Source organism: Catenulispora sp. GP43 (assembly GCF_041260665.1).
GTDB lineage: Bacteria > Actinomycetota > Actinomycetes > Streptomycetales > Catenulisporaceae > Catenulispora.
The window spans coordinates 44,074-70,104 of sequence record NZ_JBGCCT010000017.1 but is presented as its reverse complement, the minus strand read 5'-3'; the positions used below and the strand labels follow the sequence as shown (position 1 = coordinate 70,104).

General features: G+C 68.6%; 17 protein-coding genes and 2 pseudogenes. 10 read left to right on the top strand and 9 right to left on the bottom strand.

The genetic code is table 11. The features are described 5' to 3' along the window. Positions 1-17: 17 nt before the first annotated feature. Positions 18-1,778, bottom strand: coding sequence for a cellulose-binding protein (locus ABH926_RS30320; RefSeq protein WP_370369289.1), 1,761 nt, complete (start codon positions 1,776-1,778; stop codon positions 18-20). Positions 1,779-2,150: 372 nt separating this feature from the next. On the opposite strand from ABH926_RS30320, the gene ABH926_RS30315 reads away from it, so the two are divergent. The 3 genes from ABH926_RS30315 (at position 2,151) to ABH926_RS30305 (ending at position 5,806) form a co-directional block, all read left to right on the top strand. Then, complete coding sequence (locus ABH926_RS30315) at positions 2,151-3,635, top strand: non-reducing end alpha-L-arabinofuranosidase family hydrolase (RefSeq protein ID WP_370369288.1); 1,485 nt, start codon at positions 2,151-2,153, stop codon at positions 3,633-3,635. A gap of 26 nt (positions 3,636-3,661) precedes the next feature. Beyond that, entirely contained in the window at positions 3,662-4,762 is a 1,101-nt protein-coding gene (locus ABH926_RS30310; RefSeq protein WP_370369287.1) for a glycoside hydrolase family 11 protein, read from the top strand. A gap of 123 nt (positions 4,763-4,885) precedes the next feature. After that, entirely contained in the window at positions 4,886-5,806 is a 921-nt protein-coding gene (locus tag ABH926_RS30305) for an NADP-dependent oxidoreductase (protein WP_370369286.1), read from the top strand. A gap of 14 nt (positions 5,807-5,820) precedes the next feature. Here ABH926_RS30305 and ABH926_RS30300 read toward each other — a convergent pair. From ABH926_RS30300 to ABH926_RS30285, 4 genes and pseudogenes are all read right to left on the bottom strand, one after another. Next, positions 5,821-5,922, bottom strand: a pseudogene (locus ABH926_RS30300) (hypothetical protein); the annotation flags it as partial. Between the two features lie 71 nt (positions 5,923-5,993). Next, entirely contained in the window at positions 5,994-7,982 is a 1,989-nt protein-coding gene (locus ABH926_RS30295; RefSeq protein WP_370369285.1) for an alpha-L-fucosidase, read from the bottom strand. 62 nt (positions 7,983-8,044) lie between these two features. Then, positions 8,045-9,475, bottom strand: coding sequence for an arabinofuranosidase catalytic domain-containing protein (locus tag ABH926_RS30290; protein ID WP_370369284.1), 1,431 nt, complete (start codon positions 9,473-9,475; stop codon positions 8,045-8,047). 132 nt (positions 9,476-9,607) lie between these two features. Continuing rightward, positions 9,608-12,010, bottom strand: a complete 2,403-nt coding sequence (locus ABH926_RS30285; RefSeq protein WP_370369283.1) for a lectin — start codon at positions 12,008-12,010, stop codon at positions 9,608-9,610. A 208-nt stretch (positions 12,011-12,218) separates the two neighbouring features. Here ABH926_RS30285 and ABH926_RS30280 point away from each other — a divergent pair, with 208 nt between their 5' ends. Then, positions 12,219-12,971 carry a FadR/GntR family transcriptional regulator gene (locus tag ABH926_RS30280; RefSeq protein ID WP_370369282.1) on the top strand — a complete coding sequence of 251 codons (753 nt, stop codon included), beginning with the start codon at positions 12,219-12,221 and terminating at the stop codon, positions 12,969-12,971. A gap of 36 nt (positions 12,972-13,007) precedes the next feature. Here the strand turns inward: ABH926_RS30280 and ABH926_RS30275 are convergent, their stop codons facing one another. Continuing rightward, complete coding sequence (locus ABH926_RS30275) at positions 13,008-14,504, bottom strand: arabinofuranosidase catalytic domain-containing protein (RefSeq protein ID WP_370369281.1); 1,497 nt, start codon at positions 14,502-14,504, stop codon at positions 13,008-13,010. Positions 14,505-14,857: 353 nt separating this feature from the next. Between ABH926_RS30275 and ABH926_RS30270 the strand changes: the two genes are divergently transcribed. The 3 genes from ABH926_RS30270 (at position 14,858) to ABH926_RS30260 (ending at position 19,792) form a co-directional block, all read left to right on the top strand. Continuing rightward, complete coding sequence (locus tag ABH926_RS30270) at positions 14,858-16,333, top strand: lectin (RefSeq protein WP_370369279.1); 1,476 nt, start codon at positions 14,858-14,860, stop codon at positions 16,331-16,333. A gap of 50 nt (positions 16,334-16,383) precedes the next feature. Further along, positions 16,384-18,648, top strand: coding sequence for an RICIN domain-containing protein (locus tag ABH926_RS30265; RefSeq protein ID WP_370369277.1), 2,265 nt, complete (start codon positions 16,384-16,386; stop codon positions 18,646-18,648). Positions 18,649-18,712: 64 nt separating this feature from the next. Next, positions 18,713-19,792 carry a LacI family DNA-binding transcriptional regulator gene (locus ABH926_RS30260; protein ID WP_370369276.1) on the top strand — a complete coding sequence of 360 codons (1,080 nt, stop codon included), beginning with the start codon at positions 18,713-18,715 and terminating at the stop codon, positions 19,790-19,792. On the opposite strand, the gene ABH926_RS30255 is transcribed toward ABH926_RS30260, so the two are convergent. Beyond that, entirely contained in the window at positions 19,770-21,065 is a 1,296-nt protein-coding gene (locus ABH926_RS30255; RefSeq protein WP_370369275.1) for a glycoside hydrolase family 6 protein, read from the bottom strand. The genes ABH926_RS30260 and ABH926_RS30255 overlap by 23 nt on opposite strands. Before the next feature lie 186 nt (positions 21,066-21,251). Between ABH926_RS30255 and ABH926_RS30250 the strand changes: the two genes are divergently transcribed. Together ABH926_RS30250 and ABH926_RS30245 are read left to right on the top strand one after the other, a co-directional pair. Continuing rightward, positions 21,252-21,947: a FadR/GntR family transcriptional regulator gene (locus ABH926_RS30250; RefSeq protein ID WP_370369274.1), complete on the top strand. Its 696-nt coding sequence runs from the start codon at positions 21,252-21,254 to the stop codon at positions 21,945-21,947. 52 nt (positions 21,948-21,999) lie between these two features. Then, positions 22,000-22,128: a hypothetical protein gene (locus ABH926_RS30245; protein WP_370369273.1), complete on the top strand. Its 129-nt coding sequence runs from the start codon at positions 22,000-22,002 to the stop codon at positions 22,126-22,128. A gap of 47 nt (positions 22,129-22,175) precedes the next feature. Here the strand turns inward: ABH926_RS30245 and ABH926_RS30240 are convergent, their stop codons facing one another. Continuing rightward, positions 22,176-23,819: a ricin-type beta-trefoil lectin domain protein gene (locus ABH926_RS30240; RefSeq protein WP_370369272.1), complete on the bottom strand. Its 1,644-nt coding sequence runs from the start codon at positions 23,817-23,819 to the stop codon at positions 22,176-22,178. Between the two features lie 324 nt (positions 23,820-24,143). On the opposite strand from ABH926_RS30240, the gene ABH926_RS30235 reads away from it, so the two are divergent. Further along, positions 24,144-25,520 (top strand): cellulose binding domain-containing protein, encoded by a 1,377-nt coding sequence (locus tag ABH926_RS30235; RefSeq protein ID WP_370369271.1) that lies wholly within the window; start codon positions 24,144-24,146, stop codon positions 25,518-25,520. A 29-nt stretch (positions 25,521-25,549) separates the two neighbouring features. On the opposite strand, the pseudogene ABH926_RS30230 reads toward ABH926_RS30235, so the two are convergent. Continuing rightward, positions 25,550-25,984, bottom strand: a pseudogene (locus ABH926_RS30230) (MOSC domain-containing protein); the annotation flags it as partial. Between the last annotated feature and the right edge of the window lie 47 nt (positions 25,985-26,031).

Here is a 26,031-nt window from a genome sequence, read left to right as displayed (position 1 = left end):
CCGGGCCTACGGCGTCATCACCCCCGGTGCGCCGCTGCTGCGCGTCGCCGGCGCGTGACCAGGACGCCGCCGGCGGCGATGACGACCAGGCTCCCGACCGTGCCGTAGGCGACCACGCTGCCCGCCCCGGTGAAAGCCAGCACGCCGCCGGTGTCCGCACGAGCCGGTGCGCCATCGGCCGCAGCCGTGGTCGACCCGACGGAAGCCGGCACCACGGCGGCGTCACCGTTGTGCCGCGAGCCCGGCACGCTGGAGGTGGGGGATGCCGGCGGGCTCTGACGCGTGGAGTGCGCAGCCGGAGCTCCGGCCGGAGCCCCGGCCGGCTTCAGCTGGAGCGTCGTGATCGAATACGGCGGCAGAGTCTGCGAGGCCGCGGTGCCGGCCACCGCGGTCTTCAGAGCAGTCCCGCCCTTGGCGTACGAGACGGTCGTGACCGCTCCGGGCGCCGGCGTGAACCCGGCGTACGACAACGACACAGTCGCCGGGTTCGCCGCGTCCTTGTTGATCAGCATGACGTTCAGGCCGCCGCCGGCGGTGCGCACCGCGTGGACGGCGACCGAGGCGTTGCGCGAAAACGCCTTCACCATGGTGTCCCCGGGCGCGGCCAGTGCGGTCAGGGAGCGGATGCCCCAGTACGTCGGGAACGGAGTCTCCGGGGCCGGCTCGCACGCGCCGCCCGAGCACGTCCCGCTGGAGAGCACCCCCTCGTCCTCGTAGTCGGTCTGGCCGTCGACGGTCTTGACGGTGCCCGCGCCGTTGTGCAGGTCCCACCAGTCGACGTTGAAGACTCCGTGCTCGAACCAGGTCATGAAGGTGTCCGGCGCGTACAGGGCCGCGGCCTGGCTGGTCTTGGCCGGCGAGTTGTCGCCGTCGGTCTCGGTGACGGCGATCTGGACGGACGGCGCGCGCGAACCGGCGTAGGCGGCGATCAGCGAGCGCAGCGTGTCCGTGATGGTCCCGATCCGGTCGGGGGTGTTCAGCAGGTCCGCCGAGGTGGTGCCGCCCGGATACCAGTGGACGATGACGAAGTCGATCGATCTTCCGGCGATGGACAGCACCGTGTGGTTCCAGTCGGCGCTGTCGCCGGCCGCCTTGGTCCCGTCCGGCCAGCCGCCCGGCGTGGTCAGGACCGCTCCGATCTTCACTGTGGGATCCACAGCCTTCATCGCCTTGGCATAGGCCACCAGGTTTGTGGCGTAGGCGGTCGGGCTCTTGTCGCTATGTGAGTCGGTCTCCCAGCCGCTGCCGTAGTGCCCGTTGCCGTAGACCTCGTTGCCGATCTCCCAGTACTTCACGCCGTAGTGCTTGTCGACGTTCGCGTACCTGACCCAGTCGGCGGCCTCCTGGGCCGAGCCCGTGCCGTAATTCGCGATCAGGATCGGTTGCGCCCCCACGGTCTTCGCGGTGGCCATGAAGTGGTCGAAGTCGGTGTTCGGCGCGACCCAGCTGCCGGGTCCGCTCAGGTTGTTGGTCTTCCAGTGGTAGACGTCGCCGACGGATCCTCCGGGATAGCGCAACTGCTCGACACCGGCGGCCTTCATCAGCGATGTCGCCGCGGGGTCGGTCAGGTTCGGGTCGTAGACGGCGGTGTTGAGACCGATCCCGGTGGCGGGCACCGTGCCCAGGGACGTACCGGCGTCCACTGTGACCGTGGCGGTCGGCGCGGCGTCGGCGGTGGCAGCCGTCGTCGCTGTGGTCGCGAAGCCCGCGACTGTCAGGAACGCGACCGTCCCGGACATCGCACGGCGGCTTCGGGTCGGCGGGAGGGTGGGTGACACGGAGGGTTCCCCTTCGAGGTGGCTGGACGCATGTTCGACCCCTTAGTGGTCCGACCCACGCCGGAGGTTGCCGTCCCGATGGAGAAATCTCGGCCGATCCATGGGATGTCCCGATCGCGGGCGGGATCGGCGAATCCCGGCATGTCGTGAAACTTTCGCCGTTGACGGGGCGGGTGCCGGCGTGTCCGAGGGCTGCGCAACCGTTTGTTCTCGCAGCTCACCGGCGGGAACCGGGGGCGCGCGCCGGTGGTGGCTCACTGGTGGGTCCTTGAGGCCCCCGGGTGTTCGTGGCAGCTTCACGCAACGGTGCGGCATGCCGACACCGGACCGAGTGATCCCATCTCCACCGAGGGTCCGCAAAGGAGTGTGTCCATGAGCCTGTTCGATCGTCGCGCGGCGCTCGCCGCCGTCGTCGCGACCGGCCTCGCCGTCGCGGGCGTGGCCGTCGCGACGACCACCGCACGTGCTTCCGCCGGATGCCAGGTCGACTACACGGTGTCGAGCCAGTGGCCGGGCGGGTTCAGTACGAACATCAGCGTCACCGACCAGGGGGATCCGGTGACATCCTGGCGGCTGACGTGGTCGTTCGGCGCCGGACAGACCGTCACCCAGTTGTGGAACGGGAACGTCACCCAGACCGGCGCGCAAGTGAGCGTCACGAACGCCGCCTACAACGGGTCCATCGCCTCCGGCGGGAGCGTGAGCCTGGGGTTCAACGGAACCTGGACCGGCAGCAACCCGGTCCCCACCGACTTCGCGCTCAACAGTGTGTCCTGCGAAGGCTCGCAGCCTCCGCCCACCACTCCGTCGACGACTCCCTCGACATCGCCGAGCACGCCGTCCAGCAGCCCGTCGACGACTCCGAGCAGTCCCGGCGGCGGTTCGCTGCCGAGCAGCTTCCGCTGGAGCTCCAGCGGCATCCTGATCAGCCCGAAGTCCGACGCCACCCACGACATCATCGCCGTGAAGGACCCGTCGGTCGTCTTCTACAACAACCGGTGGTACGTCCTGATGTCCACCGTGGACTCCAACGGCAACTACGGGATGGCCCAGACCAGCTTCACCGACTGGTCGCAAGCTGCGTCGGCGCCGTTGACCTACCTGGACACCACGCCGATCGGCGGCGGCTACAAGACGGCGCCGATGGTGTTCTACTTCGCGCCGCAGAAGCTGTGGTACGTGACGTATCAGGAGGGCTCGAACATCGGATACTCCACGAACCCCGACATCAGCAATCCGGCGGGGTGGAGCGCTCCGCACAACTTCTACAGCAACGGCGTGCCGTCGATCATCCAGCAGAATCTGTCGGGCGGCTACTGGGTCGACAGCTGGGTGATCTGCGACTCGGCGAACTGCTACCTGTTCTCCGTCGACGACAACGGGCACGTCTACCGCTCGACGAGCTCCCTGTCACAGTTCCCGAACGGGTTCGGTGACGGCGGCAACACCGTCATCGCCGCCTCCGCGCCGAACAAGTACGACATGTTCGAGGCCGACAACGTCTACAAGGTCGACGGATCGAACACCTACCTGATGGTCGTGGAGGCCATCGGCTCCGACGGCCACCGCCTGTTCCACTCCTGGACCTCCACCAGCCTCACCGGCAGCTGGACCCCGCTGGCGGCCACCCAGTCGAACCCGTTCCTGGCCGCGTCGAACACCACGTTCAGCGGGACGCCCTGGACCCAGGACCTCAGCAGCGGGGAGGCGATCCGCAGCGGCTACGACCAGACGGTCACCATCAGCCCCTGTCACCTGCAGTACCTGTACCAGGGCAAGGACCCGTCCGCGAACCAGAGCTACAACCTGCTGCCGTGGCGGATCGGGCTGGCGACCCAGACCAACTCCACCTGCTGAACCCCGGATGAGAGGGAAGGACGAGAATGAACACACGCGGCAGACGGTTGTTGACCGCCCTCTGTATCGCGCTGCTGGCCGCCGTCGGGGTGTTCCTGCCCGGCGCCACCGCCGGCGCCTCGACCATCTGCAACAGCCAGACCGGCAGCAACAACGGCTACTACTACTCGTTCTGGACCGAGGGCAGTGGCTCGGCCTGTATGACGTTCGGCTCCGGCAGCGACTACAGCACCTCGTGGAGCAACGCCGGCAACTTCGTGGCCGGTGAGGGCTGGAGCACCGGCGGGCGCCGGACCGTGAACTACTCCGGCAGCTTCAACCCCTCCGGCAACGGCTACCTGTCGTTGTACGGGTGGACCACCAACCCACTGGTCGAGTACTACATCACCGACAACTGGGGCAGCTACCGGCCGACCGGCACCTACATGGGGACCGTCTCCAGCGACGGCGGCACCTACGACATCTACGAGACGACCCGGTACAACGCCCCGTCCATCATCGGCACCGCGACGTTCAACCAGTACTGGGCCGTTCGGCAGTCAAAGCGCACCGGGGGCACCATCACCACCGGCAACTTCTTCGACGCTTGGGCCGCCCACGGCATGACCATGGGCCAGTTCAACTACATGATCCTGGCCACCGAGGGATACCAGAGCAGCGGCAACTCCAACATCACCGTCGACTCCTCGAACGGTGGTGGCGGCGGTGGGGGAGGCGGTGGTGGCGGTGGCACGACCGGCGAGCTGCACGCCGTCGGCGCCGGCAAGTGCCTGGACGTCCCCAACGCCTCGACGACCCCCGGCACGCAGCCACAGATCTACGACTGTTGGAACGGCGCGAACCAGACCTGGACCCACACCTCGTCCGGCCAGCTGACCGTCACCATGAACGGGACCACCCTGTGCCTGGACGCCTACGACAACCAGACCTCGCCGGGCACCAAGGTACAGACCTGGCCGTGCAACGGCGGAACGAACCAGCAATGGAACATCACCTCGAACGGCACGGTCACCGGCGTGCAGTCAGGGCTCTGCCTGGACGTGAGCGGGGCCGGTACCGCCGACGGCGCCATGGTCCAGCTGTGGACCTGCAGCGGTGCCGCCAACCAGCGATGGACGTTGGGGTGAGGGCGGAAGCCGGCCCGCACCGGCTGCCCTGACGCGGGGCCGGCCGGCGTGCCAGGGACGAGCCGGCACGCCGGCTGGCGTAACCCGTGTTTCACTCCCCAGTGGGATGGAGATCGCTCAGAAGTGCAAGCCGCCACGTATGCCGAGTACTCCGCAGACAATTCGCACCTGACCATCGGCGAGGTGCCCGATCCCAAGGTCGGCCCGGGACAGGTGCTGATCGAGGTGCGGGCCGCCGGGGTCAACCCGGTCGACTGGAAGGTCATGGCCGGCGGGCTGGACGCGATGATGGACACCGTCTTCCCCGCCATCCCCGGCTGGGACGTCGCCGGAGTGGTGCGCGGCGCCGGCCCCGACACGCCCGAGTTCGCCGCCGGCGACGAGGTCATGGCCTACGCCCGCAAGGATGCCGTCCAGGCCGGGACGTTCGCGCAGCTGGTGAGCGTCTCGGCGCGCGACGTGGCGCGCAAGCCGGCGGCGCTGGACTGGCCGCAGGCCGGCGGCCTGCCGCTGGCCGGGCTGACCGCACTGCGGTCGTCGGACGCTCTGCGCATCGGTTCGAGGGACTCGCTGCTGGTCCACGCGGCGGCCGGCGGCGTGGGCAGCATGGCGGTACAGATCGCCCGGGCGCGGGGTGCCCGCGTCATCGGGACCGCCTCCGAGCGCAACCACGACTACCTGCGCTCCCTCGGTGCCGAGCCGGTCGCCTACGGCGAGGGCCTGGTGGAGCGGGTGCGCGCGCTGGAGCCAGAAGGTGTCACCACGGTGCTGGACTGTGTCGGAGGACAGCTTGAGACGACGCTCGCCGTCCTGGCCGAGGGCGGCCGGCACGTGTCGATCGCCGATCCGGCCGTGACCCGGCACGGCGGACGCTGGATCTGGGTCCGCCCGGACGGCGCGGGGCTGGCCGAACTGGGGTACCTGGCCGATCGGGGCCTGCTGAAGGTCGAGGTCGCCCAGACCTTCCCGCTCAGCGAGGTGGGGGCGGCGTTCGACCTCAGCCGGACCGGCGGGGTGCGCGGCAAGCTCGTGATCGTGCCCTGACGCTCGAAGACGACGGTGCGCGACTCGCCCCGAGCGAGTTCGATCCGCTCGAATTCTTGCAGACGGCGCAGGGGAGTGGGCGCCGAGGCCTCTAGGGGACTGGAGCCCCGGGACAGGCGAGCTGACAGTGCGCCTGCCTGTACCGGGGACCGCCTGCCTCATCGCGATGCGGTAGGAACGCCTCCTGTCACACCGCGACGATCGACCATTCGTTGTTCGGACTGGAGTTGGGGCTCCACATGACCGTGGTGGACCCGACGGTTGTGCTCCCGGCGCCGTCCAGTGCGGTGCCGGTGCCGCGGTTGACGATGTGGAAGAGCCCGTTCCCGGCGCTGGTCAGGCTCCACTGCTGGTTGTCGCCGCCGTTCCACGCCGCTTGGCGGGCCGGGGCCCCGTTGGCGGTGTTGCCCCAGCTGTCGGCGACCATGCCGTTGGTGTTGTTGACGATCCGGTAGTAGCCGCCGCCGAGTGGCACCAGCTGCCACTGCAGGTTGGTGCTGCCGTCGTAGCTCCACTGCTTCAGGTTCGAGCCGGAGGCGACACCGCCGCCGCTGTCCAGGACCAGCCCGCTGGTGGCGTTGACGATCTTCGCCCAGCCGGTCGGTAGCGGCCCGGAGCCCAGGGCCGGAATCTGCCCGGAGAAGGTCAGCTTGACCGTGTAGGCCAGGGCGGTGAAGGGCGGGTTCGACGACGGCATCGTGAAGTGCAGGCCGCCGGTGTCCTGGACCGGGGAGGGCAGGTTGATGTACGTCCCCGCGGTGTTGTTCAGCAGCTGCGCGGAGACCAGGGTGCTGAGGTTGATCTGGTTGGAGTTCAGGGTGCTCACGGTCATCGTGGCGCCCTGCCAGCCCAGCGCCGTGGCGTACAGGACGGTGTTGTCCTTGCTGCGGGTGAAGCGGACATCCTGAGGTGTGCCGGCCTTGGGACCGGAGAAGGAACCGCCGCCCATCGCGGTGGGTCCCTCGCCGTACGAACTCCACGAGCGGGTGGCGTAGACCGCCTCGCCGAAGCGGCTGAGCCAGTCGCCCATGCCCAGCAGGATGCTCTGCTGGCCCGACGGGATGGTGCCGTCGGCCATCGGCGCGATGTTCAGCAGCATGTTGCCGCCCTTGGCCACCCGGTCGATCAGCGCGTGCAGCAGGGCCTGGGTCGTGTAATAGCCGATGCCGACGGTGTAGCACCAGCTGGAGGAGGAGATCGAGTCGTCGGTGAGCCAGTACGGGCTGAGCAGGCCGCCGGGCCCGCCGCGCTCGAAGTCGAAGACCTCGCCGGAGGTATCGAAGCCGTCCTTGTACGTGGCCACGACGTCCTTGTTCCAGGCCACCGCCTGGTTGTAGTAGTACGCCAGGAACGCCAGGCGCTCGGATTCCTGGACGTTGCTCAGGTCGAAGTCCTGCCAGATCATGTCCGGCTGGTAGCCGTTGATCACCTCGACGAGCTTGGTGTACCAGAGCTGGTTCTCCGCGGTCGTGCCCATCTGCCCGTACAGCTTCTGCAGCGTCGCGGTCGACTGCTGCGGAACCCACTGGTAGTAGCCCAGGAAGTGGTACGCGTGGTGCAGAGACGTCATGAACATCAGGCCCTGCCCGCGGATGGCCTGCGCGTGCAGGTCCACCAGGTCCAGGTTCGGGCCGGTCTTCACCGAGTTCCACTCGTTGACCTGGCTGTTCCACATCGAGTAGCCGTCGTGGTGCTCGGCCACGGGACCGGCGAACTTCGCGCCGGCGGCCTTGAAGAGCTGGGCCCAGGCGTTCGGATCCCAGGCGCCGCCGGCGCTGGTCAGCTTGGGGGCGAACTTGGTGTAGTTCCCCGCCTTGTCGTACGCGCCGAGGATGAAGTTGTGGTACGGCCACACCGACGGGTCCCCATAGGTGGCGATGTGGTGCTGGTTCTCGATCGAGCCCGGGTTGTACATGTTGCGCGGGTACCACTCGCTGCTGAACGCCGGGACGGAGAACACGCCCCAGTGGTAGTAGATCCCGAACTTGGCGTCCTGGAACCACTCGGGCGTCGGCGGGTGCTGATCCACCGAAGACCACGACGAGGTGTAGCTCTGCGGGCCGTTGTTCGCCGAAGCCGTGGGCGCGAAACGCAGCAGGCCGAACGCTGCGGCCGCGCCGGCGCTTCCGGCGGTGAGGAGAGTACGGCGGCTGACGGGGAAGGGAGAGGAGGACATTCGACGTCCTTTCGGGCCGGGGCGACGGTCGCTCGCCGCCGCCCCGGCGTATTGGGGACAGATCAGCCGAGGGTCCATTGCTGGTTGCTCTGGCCGTTGCAGGTCCACAGCTGGACCAGCGCGCCGTTCGCTGTCGAGGCGCCGGTGACGTCCAGGCAGAGCCCTGACTGGGCCCCGGTGATGGTGCCGTTGGAGTTCAGGGTCCACTGCTGGTTGGTCTGACCATTACACGGCCAGATGATCACCTTCGTGCCGCTGCTCGTGCCCTTGTTGTTGGCGTCCAGACAGTCGGTCGTGCCGCCGTCGGTGACCGTCAGCTGGCCGGCCGAGGTGTGGGCGAACGTCTGATTGCTCTGGCCGTTGCAGTCGTAGATCTGCAGCTGCGTCCCGCCGGTGGTGCTGGCGTTCGGCACGTCCAGGCACTTGCCCGCGCCGACCGCGTGCAGCGCACCGCCGGGCGGCGGGGCCGGCGCCGAGTAGCCGGCGCTGGTGATGGCGGTCTGCACCGCGTTCTCAGTCGCGTCCGAGGGGAAGCCCGTCGTGACGGCGCCCTCGAAGAACTCGCCCTGGCCGCCGTTGCTGTTGTCGCCGCCGGTGCCGAGCTCGACGTCCGGCTGCACCTTCATCGGCGAGTAGTTGTTCGGCAGCGATCCCGAATAGGTCGTGGTCAGGCCGCCTGTGGTCGCGTCCCCGTTCTTCAGGGTGAAGTCGGACGTGCCGTTGTTCTTCTCCCAGGCCGTCACGAACGCATGGTTCACCCCGGGGTTGTTCGACGTGTTCGGGCCGGTGTTGGTGCTGTACATGCCGTTCTCCAGGTCGGCCTCCACCCAGGGCCCCGGCCCTGTACAGCCGCCGAACCAGCACGCGTTGCCCCACTCGATCGCGTTCATCGTCGCGTTGCCGTCGTCGCTGTGGTCGGTCTCGGCACTGCCGAAGTCGAAGCAGCACTGCGAGTTGTAGTAATTGGAGGACGTGACCATGTAGACCCCCTCCGGCTGTGAGCCGGTGGGCACGCCGACGGTGTTGTCGACCCGGTAGCCGACGCCGGGGTGGACCTTCACGCCGAAGACCGCGTGGCCGTTGACCGTCACCGGCAGCGCCATCGCGTCCGCGCCGACGTCCGAGCCGTTCGGGCCGGGACCCTTCCAGAACCCGCCGGACGAGATCGGCATGTCGTTGTGGTGGGAGGTCTGGTCGTAGATCTTCGTGATGGTGCACGACGTGTTCGCGCAGAAGGAGACCTGCGCGGCACCGTTGGCGTAGTCGCCGGCGGCCAGCAGGCCGACGTCCATGTGGCTGCTGTCGGACGCGCGCTGTATCTGGTAGAGCGGCCCGTCGTATGAGGCGTAGAGCGCGCGCACGGTGCTGTACGCCGCCGCGCACGGCGTCCCGCCGCTGGCGTAGACGTCGCAGGGCAGCGACGTGGCGGCGCGCGCCGTCGTCGCGCCGACCTGTATCCCGGCCACGGCCAGGATGGCCGCGAACGCGAGCATCAGGACGGGGCGCAGGGGGCTGTGGCCTCTGGTGGGTCGGTGGCCTCTGGTGAGTCTGCGGCCTGTGGTGAGGATGGATCTGAGCACTGTTTCACCTCCGAGATGTGGTTGTTCTCGAATCGATTCGATGTCTCAGCCGAGGGTCCATTGCTGGTTGCTGCCGCCGTTGCAGGTCCAGAGTTCGACCAGGGCGCCGTCGGTTGTCGAGCCGCCGGTGACGTCCAGGCACAGGCCTGACTGCGCGCCGGTGATGGTGCCGTTGGCGTTCAGGTTCCACTGCTGGTTGGTCTGGCCGTTGCAGGGCCAGATGATGACCTTGGTGCCGTTGGTGGTGCCCTTGTCGTTGGCGTCCAGGCAGTCGGTGGTGCCGGAGTCGGTGACCGTCAGCTCACCCGAGGAGTCGTGGGTGAAGCTCTGGTTGGTCTGGCCGTTGCAGTCGTAGATCTGCATCTGGGTGCCGCCGGTCGTGGTGGCATTCGGCACGTCCAGGCACTTTCCGGCGCCCACCGCGCGCAACGCGCCGCTGGAACCGCTGCCTCCGGTACTGCCGGAGATGCCCGAGTTGGTGATGACCTGCTGGGCGGCTGCCGGCCAGCCTCCGCTCACCTGGGTGTTGCCGGTCAGCACGTTGTTGTGCGGAGAGCCGGTCGCGACGTTGGTGGCGCCGGAGTTATACCAGTTGTAGGAGAAGGTGCTGTCGTTCGTGTTGTTGTTCGCGTTGGCGTTGGTGAACGCCCACACGCCGGTGTCCTGGACGACGTTGTTCGTCAGCGTCAAATAGCGCGAGCCCTCGTCCAGATACAGGCCGACGGTGTTCTGGTTGTCGTAGATGTAGTTGTCGTCGATGACGCCGCCGGGGTTGGCGGACAGGTTGTAGATGCTGCCGCCGTCGTGGAAGACCTTCTTGGTCCCGTGCACCTTGTTGTAGCTGACGACGGTGTTCTTGAGCGTCGTCGGCGTGGTGTAGATCGGCTGGTAGTTGTAGGTGCCGCGGTTGACGTAGTCCTGGCTGCCGCCCGGGTCGTTCATGCCCCAGCCCCAGCCGACGTCGATGCCGTCGTAGGCCAGGTTCGACACTTCGTTGTGCTCGATGTCGGTGTGGGTGGCGTACGTCGACAGGATGCCCGGCATGTCCTTGTAGTCCTCGGCGACGCCGCTCACCAGGTTGTCGGTGATCGTGACGTTCTGCACGGTCATCGCAATGTTCGACGGATGGTGGGCGTCCGGCTCCACGCCGCCGACCACGATCCCGGCGCCGGAGTCATCCGTGAACGTGTTGTGGTCGACCGTGACGCCGGAGGCCCCGAGCCCGATACCTGAGGCGACCGCGTCCGCGTCGTTGCCGATGCCGAGCGCGACCTGGCCCAGGTGGGTGAAGCTGTCACCGCTGAAGGCGATGGCCGACGCGGCCGAGACCTGGACCGCCGCGGGGGCCTGGTTCCAGCTGTTGCGGGTGGCCTCGAAGAGCTGGCAGCCGGACTGGCAGGAGGTCAGGAAGTCCGACGGCTGGGTGTACTGCTTGGCCAGGAACGTGCCGGTCTGCTGGTCCGCGTACCCGATCGAGGTGCCCGGCCCGAGCCAGGTGGTGTGCTCGAAGGCCAAGCCCTGGAACGTGATGTGGGAGACCGGGTTGCTGTAGCTCCCGCTCATCTGGATCAGCGAGGTCAGGCGGGGGAGTTCGACGTCGTGGCCGCTGGGCGACTGGCCGGAGGCGGCCTTGTAGTACAACTGGCCGGCCTGCGGGTCGATGTACCACTGCCCGGCGTTCTTCAGGAACGAGTACGAGTTCTCCAGGTAGACCTGGCCGCCGGCGAAGGGCTTGGCCAGGGTGTCGTAACCCCAGTTGTTGTTGTTCCAGGCCGGCTGCTGCATCGTGATCGTGGTCCCGGTGATGCCCGACACCGGAGCGTACCGGTCGGTGAACGAGTTCTGGCTCTCCAGCTCGATCCGGTTCTGCTCCGGCAGCGAGGCCAGGTAGTCCAGAGCCGAGTTCACGATGGTCATGCCGCTCGCGGTGATCTGGACGTCGCTGCGCGAGATCGGGATCGCGGCGCGGGGCGCGAGCGCGCCGTCCACGTAGAGCTGCCGGGAGTCGGCCCCGGAGGGGACCGGTGCGGACCAGATGTCGGCGGCCGAGTCGTGCAGGGTCCACCCGGTGACCTGCTGCCCGCCGGACAGCACCGGCGTCGCGCCGGGGGCGGCCTGCCAGATGACGGTGTGCCCGTTGGTGCCGGAGTCGGAAGCGTTGAAGGCCAGCGGTGCGGACAGGCGGTAGGTCCCGCCGGCCAGCTGGACGACGATGTCGCCGCTCATGCTCGAGTTCATCGAGCGCACCGCGGACTGGGCCTGAGTGATGGAACACGGCGCGGCGGCTGAACAGGCGGTTCCGCTGCCCGTGGGGGAGGCGTACAGCGTGGCGGCGGTCGCGGCGTGGGACAGCGCCGGCATCCCGAAGGCGGCCGTGACGAGTGTCGCCGCGGCCGCCAGGATCGAGGGGCGGGAGCGGCCGCCGCGTCGGCGGGTTCTGGGGATCATGGTCCTTCCTCGCTGTGAGAAGGCGACGAAATGTGTGCGACTTTGATCCCTCATCAGAGTCCCGGGAGCGCGCCCCGTCAAGAGAATGGGCATGCTTATCGTCAAGATTTTTTAACGTCGGTTTCACAACCTGGTGGTCATGGCCATGCTCGAGATCAATAAGTCATACACATCGAGGCCCCCGGCGATCGAGGTGTAGTTTCTCCGCATGGTGAGCGTGACATCGCACGACGAGGACGGTGCTCCGAGCGGTCCGTACCGACCGGGGTACGAGCTCGCTGCCGAGCGGATCCTGGAGATCATCGCCGAATCCGGTCTGCGGCCGGGCGACCGGATGCCGACCGAGAACGAGCTGGCGGCGCAGCTCGGCACCAGTCGGACGGTGGTCCGGGAGGCGGTCAAGATCCTCTCCGCGCTCGGCCGGGTCAGGGCGCAGAAGGGCCGCGGTCTCTACGTCTCCGATGACGAGGGGATGCTGGGCTCGACCGGCTGGGGCGGCTTCTTCCTGCCGACTGACCTGGACCACGTCTACATGCTCTTCGAGTTCCGCCGGGTCCAGGAGGTCGAGGCCGCCAGGTGCGCCGCGACCCGGGCCACGCCGGCGGAGCTGCACGCCATCGAGACCGCGGCCGACCTGTGCCGCGAAGGCCACGTGACCGGCCGGACCGAGCTGTTCGACCGCGGCGACGACGACTTCCACCTCGGCATCGCCGCGGCGTCGCACAACCCCTTCCTGGTCGCCGCGGTGCGCGAAGCCCGCCGGTTGCAGCGCCAGTCCAGCATCATCGGCCTGCAGGGAACGCTCGGCGGCCACGCGGAGGAGGCGGTCGCCGAGCACGCCGCGATCTATGACGCGATCAGGGGCGGCGACCCCGACGCCGCGGCGCGGGCGGCCGCCGTCCACATGGACAACACGCTGGAGGACTACCGCCGCGAGATCCAGCGCCGGCTGTTCGGCTGACCTCGCGGCGGCTGGATCATCGGCCTGTCATCCGCCTCAGTTGAGGGCCCATTGCTGGTTGCTCTGGCTGTTGCAGGTCCAGAGCTGGACCAGGGCTCCGTCGGCGGTGGAGGCTCCGCTGACGTCCAGACAGAGGCCTGACTGCGCGCCGGTGATGGTGCCGTTGGAGTTGAGGTTCCACTGCTGGTTGGTCTGGCCGTTACACGGCCAGATGATCACCTTCGTGCCGTTGCTCGTGCCCTTGTTGTTGGCGTCCAGGCAGTCGGTGGTGCCGGAGTCGGTGACGGTCAGCTGGCCGGCCGAGGTGTGGGTGAAGCTCTGGTTGCTCTGGCCGTTGCAGTCGTAGATCTGCACCTGGGTGCCGCCGGCGGTGGTGGCGTTGGGCACGTCCAGACACTTCCCGGCACCGACGGCGTGCAGCGCACTGCCGGAAGTGCTGGTGCCGCCGGTGGAGTACCCCGCGGCGACGATGTTGGCCTGCACCGTGTTCTCGGTGGCGTCCGACGGGTAGCCGGAGGTCATCACGCCCTCATAGAAGGTACCGTCCGAGCCCCGGCTGTTGTCCCCGCCGGTGCCGAGGATGATGGCGCCCTGCTTGCGCATCGGGTTGTAGCCGGAGACGTTCGGCCGCGGGCCGCTGTAGAAGGTGGACAGGCTGCCGGACTGGGCGTTGCCGCCACGGATGGCCCACTGGTTCGCGCCGCCCTTGATGATCGCGGTGGTGAAGCGGTCGCTGATGCTGGGGTCGTTGGCGTTGTAGCCGGCGTTCTGGCCGGAGTACAGGCCGTTCTCCATGTCGGCCATGATCCAGGGGCCGTTTCCGGAGCCGTAGCCCCAGACCCGGATGTTCCCGAAGTAGATGGCCTCCATGGTGCCGTTGCCGTCGTCGTTGTTGTTCGTCTCGGCGTTGCCGTAGTCGAAGCAGCAGCCGCCGTTGTAGTGCGAGCCGTCGAAGATCGCGTACTCGCCCTCGGGGTTGTCGCCGGTGGCGATGCCGTTGGTGGAGTCGTCGCGGTAGCCGGTGCCCGCCGGGATGAACACGCCATAGGCTTCGTGCCCGCTCAGCGTGACCGGGGCGGCGGTGGCGACCGCCAGGTTGTCCGCGCCGGGCGCGGCGCCGCCGCCGAGCGCCTGGGTGAGGTTGTTGCCGCGGCCCGACTGGTCGTAGATCACGGTGATCACACAGGTGGTGTTGGCGCAGAAGGAGTCCTGCGCGGCGGCGTTCGCGAAGCCTCCCGCGTTCAGCACGCCGATGTTCGTCGTGGCGTTGTCCGAGGATCGCCGCACCTGGTACAGCGGGCCGTTGTAGGCGCCGTACAGCGCACGCGTGGTGCTGTGGGCCGCCACGCACGGCGTGCCGCCGGAGGCGTAGATGTCGCAGGGCCCGGTGGTCGCCGCGCGGGCCGGGCCGGCGTTGACCATGCCGGTCGCCAGGACGCCGGCCACGAGGAGGATCGCCGCCGCGAGGAATGTTAGCGGTCGCAGCCGGTGACGAGCGGGCGGACTTCCGGATAGCAGTGCGCTGTAACCCATCTGAGCTCCTTGAACGTGACTCGTTCCGATGAGGGGCGCCGTCCTCCGATGCTCGCTGCTGCCGGTCAGGAGCGGCGGAATGTTAGCGCTAACATTTCTTCCCGCGCTTGTCGTCCTCTGACGGGGATGTCGCGGGGGTGTCTCGGCGGTAGACGGTGCTGCACGTTGCGTGTTCTGTCAAGGGCACTCTGATGACCAGTCACGTTGTGTCGTCCGAGCTACGAAACTTTCGCAGTTGCTTGACACCCGTCCGATCGCGAGCTTTCGTGTCACTCGCAGCGTCGCCCATCGCGGATGCCGGGCCGATCATCGCGAGCTGCTCCCCAGTCATGTCCCGAACAGCGGAGTCCTTGATGATCCATTGCAGAATCCCGGCACGTCGTGGCCTTGCCCGAGGCCTGGCCGTGGCGGCCGCGGCCGTCCTGGCCGTCCCCGTCGCCGCGGCGCTCACGGCCCAGCCGGCCGCCGCGGCCACATCGCTGCGAAGCCTGGCCGAAGCGCAGAACCGCTACTTCGGCACCGCCCTGACCGACGGTGACCTCGGCGTCAGCGGCGAGATGAACATCGCCGGGGCCCAGTTCGACATGGTGACGCCGGGCAACGAGATGAAGTGGGACACCACCGAACCGTCGAACGGCTCCTACAACTTCGGCCCCGGCGACCAGATCGTCTCCTGGGCCCAGAGCCACAACGCCCGGGTGCGCGGCCACAACCTGGTCTGGCACAGCCAGCTGCCGGGGTGGGTCAGCAGCCTGCCGTCGAACCAGGTCCAGGGTGCGATGGAAGCGCACATCACCACCGAGGCGACGCACTACAAGGGCAAGGTGTACTCCTGGGACGTCGTCAACGAGCCCTTCAACGAGGACGGCACCCTCCGCCAGGACGTCTTCTACAACGCCATGGGCACCGGCTATATCGCCGACGCCATCCGCACCGCACGCGCCGCCGACCCCAACGCCAAGCTCTACCTGAACGACTACAACATCGAAGGCGAGAACGCCAAGAGCGACGGCATGTACAACCTGGCCAAGTCGCTGCTGGCCCAGGGCGTGCCGCTGAACGGCGTCGGCTTGGAGAGCCACTTCATCGTCGGCCAGGTGCCCTCCAGCATGCTGGCGAACATGCAGCGCTTCGCCGCTCTCGGCCTGGACGTGGCGGTGACCGAACTCGACGACCGGATCCAGCTCCCGGCCAGCTCCTCCAACCTCCAGCAGCAGGCCTCCGATTACAGCTCGGTCGTCAAGGACTGTCTCGCGGTCAGCCGGTGCGTCGGCGTCTCGCAGTGGGGTGTGGACGACGGCCACTCCTGGATCCCCGGCACGTTCCCCGGGTACGGCGCGGCCACCATGTACGACCAGAACTACCAGCCCAAGCCGGCCTACAACGCCACGGTGACAGCCCTCGGCGGAACCGGTGGCGGTGGCGGTGGTACGGGTGGCGGTGCGTTGCACGCGGTCGGTGCGGGCAAGTGCCTGGACGTGCCCAACGCCACCACCACCGGCGGCACCCAGGTGCAGATCTACGACTGCAACGGCCAGAGCAACCAGAGCTTCACCCACAACTCCTCCGGCGAGCTCACCGTCACCGACTCCGGCACCACCGACTGCCTGGACGCCAACAACAAGGGCACCACCAACGGCACCAAGGTGATCATCTGGCCCTGCAACGGCCAGACCAACCAGCAGTGGAACCTCAACTCCAACGGCACCATCACCGGCGCGCAGTCAGGCCTGTGCCTGGACGTCACCGGCGCCTCCACCGCCGACGGAGCCCTGGTCCAGCTCTGGACCTGCAACGGTGGCAGCAACCAGCAATGGACCCTCGGCTGAGACATCGAATCGATTCGAGGAACGAGATGCGAATAAGACTTCGATCAAGCATGAGGCGGCTTGCGACGACGACCGCGGTGGTTCTGGCACTGGCGGTACCGTCACTGTCGCCGGCACATGGGCAGACGCTGTCGCAGCCACAGCCCGCGGCCGATGAAGCGTTGAGCGTGAACCTCGCGGCCCCGACCGGCCCGGCCACCGGGGTGGGGGAGGGCTTCCTCTACGGCCTGAGCGTCGATGGTACTCAGCCGGCCGACCAGTACCTGCAACCGCTCGGGGTCACAGCGCACCGGGGCGGCGGTTGGTACTCGGGCGGCTGGATCAAGGACGGCTACCGCAACGGCTCGGCTACCCAGGCGGACGTCGCCTCCATCATCGACCAAGCGCGCCGCCTCACCCAACCGCCGTACCACGCGCAGTACCAGGTGCTCCTCACGGACATCTACGGCCTGAACGGCGGCCAGCCCTCGAACACGACCTATCCGTGCGACAACGGCGACTGCTCGAACTGGACCGCTTTCATCGACTCGGCGGTCGGAGCGTTGCAGGCCTCGGGCTTGAAGCTCGCCTACGACATCGACAACGAGCCGGATATCTCGTACTTCTGGACGCGGGGTGTGAACAGCACGCAGTACTTCCAGATGTGGGACACCGCCTACCGCGAGATCCGCAGGATCGCCCCCGGTGCGCAGATCGTCGGACCGTCGTTCGCCTACACCCCGCAGAGCCGGTCGAGCCAATGGCAGACCTGGCTGGCGCACGTGAAGGCCGCCGGCACCGTGCCGGACATGATCACCAACCACGACGAGGGCGACGTGGACGACCCGGTCACGGTCTCCCAGTCCCTGAACGGTGCGCTGTCGGCGGCCGGGATCGGCTCGATCCCGCTGTCGGCCAACGAGTATCAGCCCGCTGACCGGCAGACCGCCGGGGTGACCGCGTGGTACCTCGCGAGGTTCGCACAGTCGGGCTACACCGACGCGATGCGCGGCAACTGGCAGTGTTGCATCTCGCCGAACCTGACCGGCGTCATCGATCCGAACGCGAGCGGCGGCGCCGCCTACACCGGCAACTGGTGGGCGATGCGTGCCTACGCGGACATGACCGGTTCCCTGGTCTCCACCTCCGGTCAGGTCGGATCGACCGCGATCTCGGCGGCGGAGGACAGCGCACATCGGCGCGCTGTGGCCGTCATCGGCGACGCGAACGGCTACACCGGCGCGGCGTCGGTGACCTTCAGCGGCTTGTCGGCGGTGCCCTGGCTGTCGAACAACGGCACGGTGGAAGCCGTCGTCTACCGGATCCCGGACCAGTCGGCGCTCACCGCGCCCCAGGTGGTGTCCGACCAGATCGTGAACGTCTCCGGGGGATCGGTGACGCTGCCGCTCTCCTTCCAGGCGTCGCACGACGCGTTCGCGGTCTACCTGCTGCCCGGCTTCGCTCAGGGGTTCGCCAGCGGTCTGGTGAACCAGGGCGACAAGCTGTGCATGGAGAACCCCGGATTCACCACAGTCGCCTCGGCACAGTTCGACCAAGGCGCCTGCGGAGCCGGGACTGACCAGCAGTTCCAGTTCGTCCCGACCTCGGCGGGCGGCAGCACGTACTTCATCCGTCCCATGACCCCCGGCGACTGCGTGGAGGTCGCCGGCGGCTCGACGACCGCCGGTGCGGCGGTTGTTCAGAACCCGTGCTCATACGGCAGCGACGAGCAGTTCACTCTGCACTCGGTGGCCACTGGTGTCTATCAGGTGACCTCCCAGAACTCAGGGCTCTGCATCGCCCCCAGCGGTAGTGGCACGACGGCCGGAGTGGGGCTCGTCCAGACCGCGTGCAGCACTGCGGCCTCCGACGAGTGGAAGACCCAGCAGGGGCAGACGACTGGCTTCCCGAGCGGCTACCACCAGCTGGTGGTCGGAAACGACAGCCTGTGCCTGGACGTCTACGGTGCCGGCGCGGCGGCCGGAGCCGCGATCGACCAGTGGACCTGCAACGGCCAGACCAATCAGCGGTTCCAGTTCGTGCCCGTGTCCGGCGGATACGGCGAGCTTCAGGCCCAGAACTCCGGCGACGACGTGGCGGTGTCCGGCGGCTCGACCACGGCCGGGCAGCCGGACATCGTGCAGCAGGCGCCGAACGGTGCCGCCGGCAGCTTGTGGCTTCCCGTCCAGCAATCCGACGGCGGCTACTCGTTCCGGAACCAGAACAGCGGTCTGTGCCTGGACGTCTACGGTGCCGGCAGCAACCTGGGCCAGCAGCTGGACCAGTGGCAGTGCAAGAACGCCTCCGGCGGCAACCAGGACTTCACAGTCCGTTGACATCCCGCCCGCGGTCGTACACTTCGGATCAGTCAACGGTTCGATCTGCCGACCGCGGAGGGCCATGAACATCGGAGAGATAGCGCGCCGCTCGGGGGTGGCGCGCAGCACCGTGTCGTATGCGCTCAGCGGCAAGCGGCCGGTCTCGGAGCAGACCCGGCAGCGCATCCAGGACGTCATCGACGAGCTGGACTACCGTCCCAACGCCTCGGCCCGCGCGCTGAAGGAGGGCCGGACCCGCACCGTGGGTCTGGTGATCCCGCCGGCCGGGGCGCGGATGACGTCCATGCAGTTGGACTTCGTCGCCAGTGTCGTGGAAGCCGCGGCGGAGGCCGACCTCGACGTTCTGCTCTCCCCGTCCGGCGGGGACCAGGACGGCTCGTTCGAGCGCCTGATCAGCGGTCGGCGGGTCGACGGCGTGATCCTGATGGAGATCCGGCTGGCGGATCCGCGTGTCGTCCGGCTCGAGCAGACCGGGATACCGTTCGTGACCATCGGCCGGGTCGCCGAACCGGACGGGACCTGGTGGGTCGACGTGGACTACGCGACGCTGGTCGGCCAGTGCGTCGACCACCTCGCCGACCTCGGCCATCGCGACATGGCGCTGATCAACCGTTCGTCCGGGCTCGTGGCCGCCGGCTACGGTCCCGCCCGCCGGGCGCACGAGGGGTTCGCCGAGGCCGTCGGCCGGCGCGAAGCGGCCGGATCGGAGTTCTGCTGCGAGGACGACGCCGCCGGGGGCGAGCGCTGTGTGGCGGAGATCCTGGCCGCGCGCCCCGCGACGACCGCGATCGTCACCGTCAACGAGGCGGCGCTGCCCGGGGTCCAGCGCGCACTGGAGCGGGCCGGCCACGAGATCCCGAGGACCTTCTCCATCGCCGGGGTCGCGGCGGATCAGTGGGCTGAGGAGTTCCGTCCGCCGCTCACCGCCGCAGACGTCCCGTCGCTGGAGATCGGCGCGATCGCGATGGAGCTGCTCATCGAGCGCATCGCCGACCCGGACGCGGTCGCCCGGCATCGCATGTTCACCCCGCCGATCTCGCTGCGAAGCAGTACCGGACCCGCGCCGCGGCCGTCGGCGCGACCGGCGTTCTTGAGACCGCCGGCCGCGCCGGTGTGGCTCAGCGGAACAGACGGGGATTGAACGTCAGTGCGGGTACGGCGTTCTGGGCCAGCGTGAGCGCCTGAGCGGGCCACCAGGCACCGGCCGCCGGGTCGACCGTGCCGCCGTACTCGGGGTCGCCGGGGCCGGCGGTGCCGCGGGTGCAGCTGCCGTCGGACTCGCCGATCGTCTTGATGTAGAGGTAGGCGTCGACGAGCGCGACGCCGGTGGCGGCGGTGGGTTCGGCGCCGATGCCGCGACCCGGCGGATTGCACCAGACCTGCGGATCGCCGGAGTATTCGCCCGGCGCCGGGGTCCAGGCGCCCTGGCCGTTGCGGCTGGTGTCCACGACGAAGTGGGTCAGCTGGGCGGCCGGGGGTGTGCCGACGTTCTGGTCGAACCAGGCGTCCGTCCAGTGCCAGGTGCTCGGATCGGTCGGGGACACCGCGTCGCCGGGCTTGCCGTCGTTCGGCGCGGCCGAGGAGTAGTACTGGCTGGCGCAGTAGTCGGTGTGTCCGGCCGCCCACGCCGGACCGTCGGTCGCGAACCACAGGCACTTGGCGATCCAGGTGCCGTAGTGGTCGGTCTGGTCGGTGGGCTGGTAGTTGGACACGTTCAGGAAGAAGCCCTGGGCCTGGCCGACGCCGGCCTGGATCAGGCGCTGCGCCATGTCCCCGACCGAGTGCCACTGGCTGTTGCCCGCGTCGAGGTAGACGACCGTCTGCGCATCGGATTCGAGCGTGGACACGGCGTACTTGATGTCGGCGATGCGCCCGGCGGTCAGGGTCCCGGTGGGGTCGGTGGTGGCACCGCAGTCCGAGGGCAGGTTCGCCAACGCGTCGGGCTCGACGATCACCACGGCCCGGCTGGCGCCGACGCCTTGTGCGAACGCTGATATCCACTGCTGATACGCGGCGTCGGAAGCCGCGCCCCCGGCCGAGTACTGGCTGCAGTCGCGCAGCGGGATGTCGTAGGCGACCAGCACCGGTACGGCGCGCTCGGCCGCGGCGGTCCGGACGGTGGCGCGCACCTGGTCGCGCACCTGGTCCGGTGTGCCGCCGGTGAACCAGGCCGCCTCGGGCCAGGTGGCCAGCTTCGCCATGGCCGCGGCGCCGGTGAGGTCGCCCTGGTGCAGATCGGTCAGAGCCTGCTGGGCCGCCTCGTTGTCGGGGGTGACGGCGAAGCGCGTGTCCGCCGGCAGGGTGTGGCCGGTGGCCGGGGCAGTCTGCGTGGTCGCGGTGGCCGCTGGGCCGAGGGCGACGGCCGATGCGGTGAGACCCGCGGCGAGCAGGAGTCTGGCGGTTTTGGACAGCATGATCCCCCACAGGTGTAGGTGTCGGTGGAAGCAATGTCCACGTGCTGCGAAATCGTGTCAACGCGTCGCTGTGTCGTCGGGGGCGGCCCGCTTCTCAAGGGCGGTCCGCCTTCCGCCGCCGATGAAAGTTTCATCCGGTCAGCCCTTGACCGGAAGACATGGGATGTCGCTGCTACGCTGCCGCCCATGTCCCTGTCCGACAAGGCGATCACCAGAATCCGCGAGCTCATCCAGTCCGGCCACCTGCCGCCCGGATCCCGGCTCCCGCCGGAGCAGCAGCTCGCCGCGGAGCTGGGCCTGTCCCGGAACCTGACCCGTGAGGCGGTCAAGGCACTCGTGGTGGCCCGGGTGTTGGAGATCCGGCGAGGCGACGGGACGTATGTGACCAGCCTGGAGCCGGCGGTCCTGCTCGAAGGGCTCGGCTCGGCCGTCGAACTGCTGCAGGGCGACACCCAGCTGGAACTGGCCGAGGTGCGCCGGCTGTTCGAGCCGGTCGCCACCGGTGTGGCCGCCGCCCGGATCACCGCCGCGGAACTCGGCGAGGTGGAGCGCCATCTTGCGGCGATGCGTGCGGCCAAGGACGACGTGGAGCTGCTGAACGAGCACGACGCCGCGTTCCACCGTGCCGTGTTCGCCGCGACCGGCAACCAGACTCTGGCCTCCCTGCTGGAGGGCATCTCCAGCCGCACCGTGCGGGCCCGCATCTGGCGCGGACTGGTCGACGACGCCGTCGCCGATCGCACCATCGCCGAACACCAGGCCATCTACGACGCGCTCGCCGCAGCAGACCCGGCGCTGGCCCAGGCCGCGGCGCTCCTGCACATCAGCGCCACCGAGAAATGGTTCCGTGGGCGTCTGGCCAGCTCCGAGGACGAAGTGTGAGATCTGGCCCACGGTGTATCAGGCCTCGGCATCGAGGGCAAATCATCTGGACGTGGCGGCACTGGACGAGCAGCTCCGCCGGCACACGCCGCGCATCGGCTCGTGGTTGGACACCTCGGAGCAGACCGCGAACGAGACCGTGGCGGAAATCCTCGCGCGGCGCGGTGAAGCAGAGGTCTGACAGCATTCTTCACCGCGCCGTGCTTCGTGAACGTCTTGACCTTCAGCTCAGCTGAGCGTCCACTGCTGGTTGGTCTGGCCATTGCACGTCCACAGCTCCACCGGCGTCCCGTCGGCGGTGGCCGCTCCCGTGACGTCCAGACACAGGCCGGACTGCACGCCGGTGATGGTGCCGTTGGAGTTGAGGGTCCACTGCTGGTTGGTCTGGCCGTTGCAGGACCAGATGATCACCTTGGTGCCGTTGGTGGTGCCCTTGTTGTCGGCGTCCAGACACAGCTGGCCGCTTCCGGTGTAGACCGTCAGCTGGTTGGCGCCGGTGTGTGTGAAGACCTGGTTCGCGGCGCCGGTGCAGGGGTTGATGTCCAGCTGGGTGCCGCCGGTGGTGGAGCTGCCCGGGACGTCCAGGCACTTGCCGGCGCCGACGGCGTGCACCTCACCGGGGCTGGACCCGCCGCCACCGCTGCTGGTGCCTCCGGCGACGCGGAACATGACCGTTCCGTGCCCGGGAACCGAGGCGCTGATCGTGTTCGTGGTCGTCGACGTCGCGCCGCTCCACACGTCGGTCAGGGTGTAACTGCTCGCGCCGGTCTTGCCGATCGCCGTGGCCGTGGTGGAGATTGTGGCGGTGCCGCTGTTCTCATTGAACAGCGCGACCGAGACGTCGCCGTCGGCCAGTGGCTTGGCCAGCACGTCCAGACCGCCGGAGGAGGAGACCTCAGTGCCCTGCTTGCCGAGCGAGTCCTGATCGACCGCGATCACGCGCGAGTTGGTGAGGATGCCCAGTGTCGCCGAGCTCGCGCTCGCGATGTTGGTCCCCGAGATCAGCGGAGCGGCCATCTCCGACCACAGGCTGAACTCGCTGCGGTCCTCGGTGGCGGACATGCCGTTGCCGACCTCCAGCATGTCCGGGTCGTTCCAGGCGCCGGGACCGGCGTAGGCGGCCAGGCCCACGTTGCTGTGGAAGATCGACAGCATGCTGCCGAAACTGGCGTTGATGTCACCGGTGGTGCGCCAGCTGTTCCCGACCCCGGCTCCCCAGCTCCACGGGTTCTGGAAGCCCCAGTCGCACAGGCTGAACAGGATCGGCCGGCCGGTGGCGGCCAGCGCGTCGCGCATGGTGGTGTAGCGGCTCTGGGCGCTGGGGCCGCCGTTGCTGGTTTGGGTGACCCCGTCGGAGTAGCAGTTGTCGTACTTCAGGTAGTCCACGCCCCAGGACGCGAACGAGTCCGCGTCGGTGGTCTCGTGGCCCAGGCTGCCCGGGAAGCCGGCGCAGGTCATGGTGCCGGCGTCCTCGTAGATGCCCAGTTTCAGGCCGAGGGAGTGGACGTAGGCGGCGGTGCCGGAGATCCCGTCGGGGAACTTGGCGGGGTCCGGGACGAGGTGCCCGGAGGAATCCCGGTTGTGGGTGAGCCAGCAGTCGTCGATGTTGACGTACTGGTACCCGGCGGCCTGCATGCCGTCGTCGTGCATGGCCAGCGCCGTGGACTTGATCAGTGACTCGGACACGTTGCAGCCGTAGGCGTTCCAGTCGTTGAACCCCATCTGCGGGGTCAGAGCCAGCGAGTTGTTCAGCGCGTGGGCGGGCTGCGCGGCCCCGAGGGCGAGAAGCGGTGCGGCGGTCAGCGATACGGCGACGGCCACGGTCGCCCGCCACGCCCCGCGCAGGCGTGTTCGCAGATTGTTTCGGTCCATGAGGTGCCTCCGGAGGCGGGCGGGAATGTTAGCGCTAACAATTGCACCGACGAAGACGGTGCATCGGTCGGTGTGCTGTGTCAAGGTTCGATGACGGGAGGCAGCCCTGGAAGCGCCGGGTTTCCTGAAAGTTTCGTTCCGCAGCCCGGCCGGAGGACCAGGGCGTCGGCCGGGCTGACGCGCCGTGACCTGCGGTGCCCGGCGGCCAACCGCCCCGGTCGCCAGCGAATCGAGTCGACTCGGCCTTGCGGTCCGGCTGCCTCCTTGGCAGCTTCACCGGCGACGCGGTGTACGTCGGCGGATGTTCGAAAGGATGGCAACCCGGTGTCTCGTCTTCTCAGACTGCGTGCCCTCGCGGCCGCTGTCGCGATCGCCTTCACGGCGGCGCTCTCAGCGGTCGCCATGCCGGCCGCGCAGGCCGCCACGACCACGTGCTCCGGGACCGGCACGATCCCGGCCGGCGACTACATGATCCAGGCCAACGAGTGGAACTCCACCGCGCAGCAGTGCATCACCTACAGCGGTGGGACGGCGTGGTCGGTGAGTACCGCGAACTTCAATCTCAGCGGCGGCGCGCCGGCCACCTACCCCTCGATCTACAAGGGCTGCCACTGGGGGCTGTGCACCAGCAACAACAGCTTCCCGATCCAGATGAGCAAGCTGGGCAGCGCCGTCACCTCCTGGAGCACCACGCAGCCCTCGTCGGGCGCCTATGACGTCGCCTACGACATCTGGTTCAATTCCACACCCACCGCCACCGGCCAGCCGGACGGCACCGAGGTGATGATCTGGATCAACAGCCGCGGCGGGGTGCAGCCGTTCGGCTCGCAGACCGGGACGTCGAACGTCGACGGCATGAACTGGAACGTGTGGACGGGGCAGCAGACCTCGTGGAAGATCATCTCCTACGTCCTGAACCCCGGTGCGACATCGGTGTCCAACCTCGATCTCAAGGCGCTGTTCCAGGACGCGGTGTCCCGCGGCTCCATCAACCCCTCGAACTACCTGCTCGACGTCGAGGCCGGGTTCGAGATCTGGCAGGGCGGCCAGGGGCTGGGGACCGACGGCTTCTCGGTGGCGGCGACCACCGCCGGATCCGGCGGCGACACCACACCGCCCTCCGTGCCGGCGAACCTCGCCGTCACCGGGACGACGGCGTCCTCGGCCTCGCTGTCCTGGTCGCCCTCCACGGACAACGTCGGCGTGGCCGGATACCGGGTGTACCGCGACGGGGCGCAGGTCGGCACGGCCGCCGGGACCACGTTCACTGACACCGGTTTGTCCGCCTCGACGCAGTACACGTACACCGTCGCCGCCTACGACGCGGCCGGCAACGTCTCGGCCCCGTCCACCGGCGTGACCGCGACGACGGCTTCGAACGGGGGAGGGGGAGGCAGCGGATGTACGGCGACGTACTCGGTGACCAACCAGTGGAACACCGGGTTCACAGCCAACGTGACCGTGACGAACAGCGGGAGCGCGCCCACCAACGGCTGGAAGGTGGCCTGGACCTGGGGCGGCAACCAGCAGATCACCAGTGTCTGGAACGGTGTGCTGGCCGGCGGCGGGCAGCCGGGAGTGGCCGTCACGAACGAGGGCTACAACGGCTCGATCGCCCCGGGAGGGAACACCTCGTTCGGCTTCCAGGCCGGTTACTCGGGTACTAATGCCTCTCCGACCCTGAGCTGCGCCGCGAGCTGAGAGGGACACGGCCGCAGCCCGCGCCGGTTCTAGTCGCGCGCGCCGCCGAGCCGCTTGCGGGCCGTCTCGGCGAGCGCCTCGACCGTCAGCAGCCGGGGGAGCAGTTCACGCTCGGTCGTCAGCGCGCGGAACGCCACGCCGATGGTGACCTCGTGATCGGGACGGTCCAGGACGGTGACCTCGTCCCCGGCCTGGACCTGCCCCTCCTGGATCACGCGCAGGTACGCACCGGGGGCGGCGCGTTGTGTGAACGTCTTGATCCAGGCGCGCTCGCCCAGCCATCCGGCGAAGGTCCGGCACGGGATCCGCGGCGCGGTCACCTCCAGCAGCACCGTGCCGACCCGCCAGCGCTCGCCGACGACCGCGCCGGTGACGTCCAAGTGCGAGGTGGTCAGGTTCTCCCCGAAGATCCCGTTGCTGAGTTCCCGTCCAAGAACGGCGGACCACTCGTCCAGATCCTCCCGAAGGGCCGAAGGGAAGCCGTTCGGCACGCTGACCGACGTGGCCGCCG